This is a genomic window from Psychrobacillus sp., from assembly GCF_056205495.1.
This window is the reverse complement of the sequence record NZ_JBAEAP010000510.1, coordinates 1-6,828: the sequence shown is the minus strand read 5'-3', so window position 1 is coordinate 6,828 and position 6,828 is coordinate 1. Positions and strand designations below refer to the sequence as shown.

Sequence of the window (6,828 nt, the reverse complement as noted above, 5' to 3'; positions counted from 1 at the left end):
GTGGGCCTCCTGTGCTTTTTATCTATGCTGTTAATCATCAAGGGATGCACAGGGCGCACAAACATTCCTATCATGCTAAAATAGAGCTAACTAGAAACAGAAACAGAGAAAGGGTTTTAGATGATGAATAGTACGATAAACGAAAAGAAAATTAAAGAACTATGTGGCATTACTGCTTTTAAAAAGGGTAAGGCTTATTTTCTTGCGGATAAGGTGCATCTTCATCCTAGCCCTAAAGATGAAAAGGTGATGAAAGCTACTGTAAAGGCAGGAGAGGATTTCATAGTCACTATAAAAGCTGACTCCGTCGGAGAGGTTGTTGCCTCTTGTACGTGTCCCCCTGTCGGTTTTGTTTCCACCTATTGTCAGCATATTGCGGCTGCTCTCATCTCACTCGATGAAAAGCAACGAATGGATGGTTATTTGGCAGAAAGAATGCTAAATCTATTTGAAAAAAAGACCTCTCCCCCTACAGGAAAGCAGCTGCACTTTGATGAAAGAAAGATACTGGAGATGGAGTTCACGTGCTGTACAGTTCCTTTGGAGGGAGGGGCTTACGGATTCGGTATACAGTTAGCTGTTGGTCCCGAACCATTCCAAGAAATAAAGCATGTAGCAAAGTTTCTCTATGAAATGGAAAGAAGAAGACCTTTCGAATATTCGCCAGGCTATTCCTACGCACCGGAAGTCTTTAGCTTTACTAGGGAAACGGATGACGTACTTCAAATATTAATGAAAAGTCAGCGCATAAATAGTAAGGCAGTTATACAGGATGATATTTTGCTTATCTCGGCCACCGATTGGGATAGACTTCTCCCTTTACTTATAAAAGCCCCAAGAGTTAAATTTCTACATGATGATTTTTACTATGAAGGCATTCAGCTTGGTCAAGAGCTGCCGATACGTTTTGAATTTGATGAGGCGAAGAAGCCTGACTATCAGTTGAACGTAAAAGGTCTAGATATGGTGACCGTGTACAGATCCTATGGCTACGCATTTTCTAAAGGTGTGCTATACAAGCTACAGCCGGAGGAGACAAGCAGACTGGCAGAACTAAAAAGCATGCTGGACCAATCTGGTAAGCATGAGCTAATCATTCTAGAGAACAATATCGACCAATTCATGAAAACAGTTCTACCAGGCTTGATGAAGCTAGGTCAGGTCTACATAGCGGAGCCTATCTCTAAAAGGATGGGAGAAACTCCTCTAAAGGCGAAGCTGTTTCTCGATAGGGTAAAAAATCGCCTGCTTGCTGGCTTAGAGTTCCATTACGGCCATCTACTAGTCAATCCCTGTGAGGAAACAGAGGAGTCATTCACCCATTTTCCTGGCATACGGCGTCAGAGAGAGAAGGAGCTCGAAATCATGAAGCTCTTGTTGGACTGCGGGTTCACCCAAACGCCAGGGGGATTTTACTTAATGGATGAGGAAGACGAATATAACTTCCTGTATTATGTATTGCCAAATGTTGAAAAATGGGTGCAGGTATACGCTTCTACTGCTGTGAAATTACGGGTAGTGAAGGAATATACAGGTCCAAAGATAAGGATTGAGATGAAGGAAAGAACCGAGTGGCTTGAGTTTCGCTTTGAGCTAGACGGTATAAAGGAAAAAGAAATCCAACAGCTGATGACAGCCATTGAAGAGAAAAGAAGATTTTATCGGATACCAAACGGGAATCTAGTGTCGCTTGAAACACCTGAATTTGTAGACCTTGCAAGATTCATGGAGGACATGGAGGTAAGCAGTGAACATTTTCGGGAGGGGATGCAGGTTCCTATTCTAAAGGGGATGCAGATTGCACAGACACTAAGTCGAGGAGATCTGCTTGAGCCAGGACAAAGATTTGCTAATCTCCTTAAGAATCTAAATGAGCCGGAGAACCTGGAAGAGGATGTACCATTAGGATTAGAAAATGTATTACGAGACTACCAAAAGGCAGGATTCAGATGGTTTAAACTGATGGCATCATATGGTTTTGGGGGTATACTCGCAGACGATATGGGGCTAGGGAAGACACTTCAAAGCATTGCCTTTATTGAATCGGTGCTATCAGAATCTCGGGTTCGAAAACAGCCCATATTGGTCGTTACGCCTGCATCACTCCTTTATAATTGGAAAAACGAGCTAGGCAAGTTTACTCCACATATAGATGTACAAATCATCGATGGCAGTAAGGCAGACAGAAATGCGGCATGGAAAGCTGGGGTAGAGGCAGATGTCCTCATCACCTCCTATCCTTCCCTACGAATGGACACAGAGTGTTACAGAGATCTTTTCTTTCATACTGTATTTTTTGATGAGGCGCAGGCTTTTAAAAATCCAATGACAAAAACAGCTCGGGCAGTGAAAATGCTACAGGCCAAGCATCGATTTGCACTTACCGGGACACCAATAGAAAACTCTTTAGACGAGCTTTGGTCTATTTTCTATGTTGTATTTCCTGGTCTATTGCCAAACAGAAGAGAATTCAGTGAGATGAGAAGAGAGCATATTGCCAAACAAGTTCGCCCATTTATATTGCGGCGTATGAAAACGGATGTTTTGCAAGAGCTGCCTAAGAAAACGGAAATGGTCATCTATTCCGAACTGCAGGTCGAGCAAAAGAAATTATATGCCGCACACCTAGCAGAGCTTAAGCATGATGCCCTTAAACATTTAAAGAAAAAAACCTTCCGTAAGAATCGCATTAAATTTCTCGCTGGGCTAACTAGACTACGACAATTGTGCTGTCACCCAGCCCTCTTTGTAGAAGGCTATGAAGGGAGCTCCGCTAAATATGAGCAGTTAATGGAGATTTTAGAGGATTGCCGAATGACAGGTAGACGAGTGCTGGTCTTTTCTCAGTTTACTCAAATGCTAGCCATTATCCGTAGGCAGCTCATTAAGCAGGGGGCACCATACTTTTATATAGACGGACAAACCCCTCCAGTGGATCGTGTCAGTCTGTGTGAACGATTTAACGAAGGAGAGGGAGACTTGTTCCTCGTATCATTGAAAGCAGGGGGTACAGGGCTTAATCTCACCGGAGCAGACACAGTAATATTATATGACCTGTGGTGGAATCCAGCAGTGGAGCAGCAAGCAGCAGATCGTGCTCACCGCATGGGCCAAACAAATGAGGTCCAAGTCATTCGATTGGTAGCAAAAGGCACCATTGAAGAAAAAATTACACAGCTCCAGCATAGAAAACAAAATCTAATAGAAGAAGTAATCCATTCCGGACAAGATATATTAGCTGGAATGAATGAAGAAGACATTTTAGAGGTTTTAATGGGGGAGTGAGATGACTGAAGAAAGAAAATGCAAAAGACACAGCAAAAAGCTTTACGAAAGCAATGAGAGAATACTTTGGGGATCGAGTAGATAATTTTTCAATTTACAATCTAATGGATACACCTCATCAAACGTTCTCGATAGATTTTCAAGCATACAAATACTTCATTATTACTTTAGGTTATGATAGAGGCAACTTTGGATGTGCTATTAACTACGGGAAATCTAATGTGAGTTTAGAAAACAGTCAGAAATGGTTTGATGAAGCAGATATGAATATCTTCTTAAAGGAATTGGAGCAACAGTTAGAATTAAGAATACCGGATAAATTTTTAGAGTTTTATGGGTGGAAATAAAGAATAACTTTTCTTATTAGCAAGTTAGGAAGTAAGACAGATGCCGTTTGTTAGGTATCTGTTTTTTTACTTGTATATGGAATAATTTTCATTTAAAGTAAAACTATTGTCTATTGAAGGTGGGTGGATAGAAGTAAATGGGTATAATAATTTTAGTACTATTTATATTTATTTTAGTAATTCTAAACAAACCAACAGTAAATGGGTCTATAGGTGAGTGGCAAGTAAAGCGTAAATTAATGGGTCTAGATGAAGAGGAATATGTAGTGCTCCATGACCTCTTGCTTCCCTATGAAGAAGGAACAACACAAATAGATCATGTAGTTGTCTCGACAGTAGGTATATTCGTGATTGAGACTAAAAATTATAAAGGATGGATATTTGGCAAGGAGAGACAAAAGTATTGGAAGCAGGTAATTTATAAGAAGAACTATAATTTTCTCAATCCAGTAATGCAAAACTTTGCTCATCTTACTGCTGTACAATACTTATTAAAAGATATATACGAAGGACCTTACTATTCATTAATAGCATTTAGCAGTGAAGCAACCTTGAAAAATATAGAAATAAGTTCGAACAACTTACGAGTGTTATACATATCTGACTTATTTAAAACGATAAAATCCTATGATCAGAAAGTAATTCTTCCCTATCGTGTGAGACAAATTGCAGAGATATTAATGAATGCGAATATAAAGGGGAAAACCTCAAGAAAGCTTCATGTCCAAAAGATAAAAAACAAAGTAAAGAGATAATAATATACTTTCATCAGGTACGGACTAACCTTAAAGAGTAACCCAATCCAGAAAACTTAAGCAGAGCAATGGGATTTGAAACCAAAGACAGGGGAGCAGGATAAAACTAGGTTGATTCCTTCAAGTTACCCTCTTTTTGCTTCATCTACAAAATACTCAATAGTTTTTATTACTCGACTCAATTCGTCATTTACCTCATGTTCCCAAAAACGCAGTAAAATCCATTTCTCTTCTAAATAGTGATTAGATATTTCATTGTCTCTTTCAATATTTCTCTTTATTTTTTGAGACCAGAATGCAGTATTGGTTTTTGGCATTTTAAAATGTATGGGGCAACCATGCCAATAGCAAGAGTCTAAAAATATAACTATCTTTAATGATGGAAAAGAAATATCCGCAGTCCCTAGAAGGCTTCGTTTATTTTTTCTATAATGATATCCGTCCTTCCAAAGAGCCTTTCTGACTGTTAGTTCTAGCTTAGTATCTTTTCCTCTATTTCCACTCATTGTCTTAAAAACTGCAGGACTAGAAGCTTTTGGAACATTCTTTGCCATAAATATCCCTCCTTACATACTTTTCCTCTATAAATAACAAATCAAACAATTTTTCAAGAAAATAAAGTAAAAGATCTTGATCTTTTGATGAAAATGTTGTATAATAGATTGAAACTACGAAAGGGTGTTCGTATATGCAAAATTCAAAAATTAAAGTAATCGAATTATTTGCTGGGGTTGGCGGATTTCATTTAGGACTCAAAAAAGCGAACCCTGAATTGTTCGAAGTAGTTTGGGCAAACCAATGGGAGCCCTCACGGAAAGCACAAGACGCATTTAATTGTTACACTCATAACTTTGAAAAAGGTATTCATTCAAATGAAGATATAACTAAGGTTTCAAATGATACATTTGCTGGTTTAGAACCAAATTTAGTGGTTGGTGGATTTCCATGTCAAGACTACTCAGTAGCCAGATCCTTATCGGGTGAACAGGGACTCCAAGGTAAAAAGGGAGTTTTGTTTTGGGAAATTAAAAGAGTACTAGAAAATACTAAACCGAAATATGTTCTCCTGGAAAACGTGGACAGACTATTAAAATCTCCTTCATCACAAAGAGGAAGAGATTTCGCTGTAATGTTAGCGACATTCAGGGATTTAGATTATACCGTAGAATGGAGAGTTATCAACGCAGCAGACTATGGTTTTGCACAAAGAAGAAGACGCGTGTTTATATTTGCTTATAAAAATGGGATAACTTTTGAACAAGAGCAAAATAACTTTTCTGAAGATCAAATAGTGTTTAAAGAAGGATTCTTTGCTAAGCCATTTCCAGTGAGTATTGAACCATTTAAGGATAGAATTACCTCTGTTAAGTTACCAGATGATATTGTGGCTATTTCCGATAGTTTTAAGTTTGGTTTTCATACAGGGGGATATATGAAGAATGGTGAAGTATTTACTGCTCATGTGGTACCTAAAGAAGAAAAAGCGACAACACTCCGAGAAATTCTTATTGATGAATCTGAAGTAGAGGAGAAGTTTTATCTTTCTGAGGCAACAGCTGCAAAATTTGAATATCTTCGTGGAGCTAAGAAGATTGAACGTAAAACGGTGGATGGTCATGTCTATCAATTCTCAGAAGGTGGGATGTCCCCTACGGATGATTTGGACAAGCCCGGTCGTACAATGTTAACCAGTGAGGGTTCTACTAATCGCAGTACTCATATCATCGAAGTTAATGGGAGAAAGAGATTTTTAACTCCTTTAGAGTGTGAGAGGCTTAATGGTTTTGATGATAATTGGACAAACACTATGTCCGATCGAATGAGATATTTTTGTATGGGAAATGCTTTAGTAGTTGGATTGATCGAGAGAATGGGCAAGCGTATTGAAGAAATTGAACAAGTTTCTGTAGAAACTGAAATACAAATGGAATTTACCTTACAAGGCTGATACTTAAACGTATCAGTCTTTTTATGTGGTAAAATAATGTAAAAAGTAAAATAGATTGGAAGGTCTAAATGATATATAAAACAGAAGAAGAGTTGCTTTATAAAGCGAAGCAAGCAGAGGGAAGAACTTTTGGAGAAATTGATAAAAGTGGTAGAATAAATAACCCTAAATCTAAAGGACAACTCGGCCAAATAATAGAAGAAAGTTTCTTTGGTTATGAGATCAATTCTAAGTCTGAGGCAGACTTTGCAGAACTAGGTATAGAACTGAAGGTAACTGCTTTAAAGTTAAATAAGAACAAAACAGTTTCGGCAAAAGAACGTTTAGTTTTAAATATCATTAATTATCACAGTGAGGCAGTAACCTCATTTGAAACTTCAAGCTTTTGGAGTAAAAACAAATCTATATTGTTAATGTTTTACCAATGGTTACCTGAAATTCATAGGGGTGAATATAAAATTCTCAAAAGTCATCTACTTTCTTATAGCGAAGA

The 6,828-nt window shown here is 38.1% G+C and carries 6 protein-coding genes; 5 read left to right on the top strand and 1 reads right to left on the bottom strand.

Features of this window, described 5'->3' with window-relative positions:
- Positions 1–123 precede the first annotated feature (123 nt).
- From AC06OU_RS14590 to AC06OU_RS14580, 3 genes are all read left to right on the top strand, one after another.
- Positions 124–3,285: an SNF2 helicase associated domain-containing protein gene (locus AC06OU_RS14590; protein ID WP_475856741.1), complete on the top strand. Its 3,162-nt coding sequence runs from the start codon at positions 124–126 to the stop codon at positions 3,283–3,285.
- 53 nt (positions 3,286–3,338) lie between these two features.
- A complete protein-coding gene (locus tag AC06OU_RS14585; RefSeq protein ID WP_475856740.1) occupies positions 3,339–3,632 on the top strand; it encodes a hypothetical protein in 294 nt (97 codons plus the stop codon).
- A 137-nt stretch (positions 3,633–3,769) separates the two neighbouring features.
- Complete coding sequence (locus AC06OU_RS14580; protein ID WP_475856739.1) at positions 3,770–4,387, top strand: nuclease-related domain-containing protein; 618 nt, start codon at positions 3,770–3,772, stop codon at positions 4,385–4,387.
- A gap of 125 nt (positions 4,388–4,512) precedes the next feature.
- Here AC06OU_RS14580 and AC06OU_RS14575 read toward each other — a convergent pair whose 3' ends face one another.
- Positions 4,513–4,941, bottom strand: a complete 429-nt coding sequence (locus AC06OU_RS14575; protein ID WP_475856738.1) for a very short patch repair endonuclease — start codon at positions 4,939–4,941, stop codon at positions 4,513–4,515.
- Between the two features lie 134 nt (positions 4,942–5,075).
- On the opposite strand from AC06OU_RS14575, the gene dcm reads away from it, so the two are divergent.
- Positions 5,076–6,335 carry a DNA (cytosine-5-)-methyltransferase gene (gene dcm / locus AC06OU_RS14570; protein WP_475856737.1) on the top strand — a complete coding sequence of 420 codons (1,260 nt, stop codon included), beginning with the start codon at positions 5,076–5,078 and terminating at the stop codon, positions 6,333–6,335.
- A 68-nt stretch (positions 6,336–6,403) separates the two neighbouring features.
- Positions 6,404–6,828 (top strand): MutH/Sau3AI family endonuclease (locus AC06OU_RS14565; protein WP_475856736.1); only part of this gene is annotated, 425 nt, incomplete at its 3' end.